We start from the raw sequence: 2,026 nt of genomic DNA, 5'->3' as shown, positions 1-2,026 counted from the left end.
GGCTGCACGTGATCATCGGCGACGCGAACCTGGCGGAGACGTCGACCTATCTCAAGCTCGGTGCCACGTCGCTGGTGCTGGACCTGATCGAAGAGGGGATGGACCTCACGGATCTGGCGCTGGCCCGGCCGGTGCACGCCGTGCATGTGATCAGCCGGGACTCGTCGTTGCGCGCCACTGTCGCGCTTTCGGACGGCCGCGAGCTGACCGCCCTTGCGCTGCAACGGATTTACCTGGATCGGGTGGCCAAGTTAGTGGACAGTCGCGACCCCGATCCGCGTGCGGCCGACATCGTCCAGACGTGGGCGAACGTGCTCGACCTGCTCGAGCGCGACCCGATGGAGTGCGCGGAGATCTTGGACTGGCCGGCGAAGCTGCGGCTGCTGGAGGGCTTCCGCCACCGTGAGAACCTCAGCTGGTCGGCACCGCGGCTGCACCTGGTGGATCTGCAGTATTCCGACGTGCGGCTGGACAAGGGCCTCTACAACCGGCTGGTGGCGCGGGGTTCGATGAAGCGATTGGTCACCGAGCAGCAGGTGATCGACGCCGTCGACAACCCGCCGACGGACACCCGCGCCTACTTCCGTGGCGAGTGTTTGCGCCGGTTCGGCGCCGACATCGCCGCCGCCAGCTGGGACTCGGTGATCTTCGACCTGGGCGGCGATTCGCTCGTTCGGATTCCAACACTTGAGCCCCTGCGCGGCAGCAAGGCGCACGTCGGAGCCCTGCTGGACTCCGTTGACAGTGCCGTCGAACTGGTGGAACAGCTCACGCAATAGATGAGCTATCCCAGGGCAATCCGGGCGTTGACCGGTAGTGTGGAGTAACCGGCGGGCGGCTGTGAGCCCGCCGATGACATACGCAGGAGGCAGCGATGGCTCAGGAGCAGACCAAGCGTGGCGGTGGTGGCGGCGAGGACGACGACCTCACCGGCAGCACGGCCGCCGGGCAAGAGCGTCGCGAGAAGCTGGCCGAGGAAACCGACGACCTGCTGGACGAGATCGATGACGTTCTCGAAGAGAACGCCGAGGACTTCGTGCGCGCGTACGTCCAGAAGGGTGGACAGTGACCTGGCCGCATCGCGAGCAGCTGGCCTTTCCCACCCCGATCTACCACCACAACCCGGTAGCACCTTCCGTCCCTGTGGACTTGTCGTCCTTTTCTGAACTGCTGCGCCGTCAGGCGCCCGAACTTTTGCCCATGAACCGGTCGGGTCTCGTCGATGCGGTGCCCTCAGGCGCGCTGCCGCACGGCACCACGATCGTCGCGCTGAAATACCCCGGCGGCGTGGTGATCGCCGGCGACCGGCGCTCAACTCAGGGCAACATGATCGCCGGTCGGGATGTGCAGAAGGTGTACATCACCGACGACTACACGGCGACCGGGATCGCAGGCACGGCGGCGATCGCGGTGGAGTTCGCCCGGCTGTACGCCGTCGAACTCGAGCACTACGAGAAGACCGAAGGTGTGCCACTGACCTTCCGTGGCAAGGTGAACCGGCTGGCGACCATGGTCCGCGGCAACCTCGGCGCGGCGCTGCAGGGCTTCGTCGCGCTGCCGCTTTTGGCGGCCTACGACCTCAACGACCCGGATCCGCGGGCCGCCGGCCGGATCGTGTCGTTCGATGCCGCCGGTGGTTGGAACATCGAGGAAGAGGGTTACCAGTCGGTGGGCTCGGGCTCGATCTTCGCGAAATCCTCGATAAAGAAGCTTTACTCGCGGGTCGTCGACGCGGACTCCGCGCTGCGGGTGGCCGTGGAAGCGCTGTACGACGCGGCCGATGACGACTCCGCGACGGGCGGTCCCGATCTGGTTCGCGGCATCTATCCGACCGCTGTGATCCTTGCCGCCGAGGGCGCCGACGATGTGGCGGAGCAGCGCATTGCGGCGTTGGCCCGTGAGGTCATCGAAAGCCGCTCGCGTAAAGATACTTTCGGTCCCGATAGTGCTGCTGAGTCGCACGATGCGCGGGGAGATTCGTGAGCTTTCCATATTTCATCTCGCCTGAGCAGGCTATGCGCGAGCG

The 2,026-nt window shown here is 65.9% G+C and carries 3 protein-coding genes; all 3 read left to right on the top strand.

Annotation, left to right across the window (positions count from 1 at the left end):
- The coding region (locus VN779_RS25545) for a proteasome accessory factor PafA2 family protein (RefSeq protein ID WP_325727782.1) at positions 1-779 on the top strand (779 nt) is incomplete at its 5' end.
- Positions 780-874: 95 nt separating this feature from the next.
- Positions 875-1,069 (top strand): ubiquitin-like protein Pup, encoded by a 195-nt coding sequence (locus VN779_RS25540; protein WP_003887572.1) that lies wholly within the window; start codon positions 875-877, stop codon positions 1,067-1,069.
- Positions 1,066-1,983 (top strand): proteasome subunit beta, encoded by a 918-nt coding sequence (prcB, locus tag VN779_RS25535; protein WP_325727779.1) that lies wholly within the window; start codon positions 1,066-1,068, stop codon positions 1,981-1,983. The genes VN779_RS25540 and prcB overlap by 4 nt, the downstream gene beginning before the upstream one ends.
- Positions 1,984-2,026 lie beyond the last annotated feature (43 nt).

The organism is Actinocrinis sp. (genome assembly GCF_035605935.1).
Taxonomy (GTDB): Bacteria; Actinomycetota; Actinomycetes; order Streptomycetales; family Catenulisporaceae; genus Actinocrinis.
The sequence above is the reverse complement of the archived record's forward strand: the minus strand, read 5'-3'. Positions and strand labels throughout refer to the sequence as shown.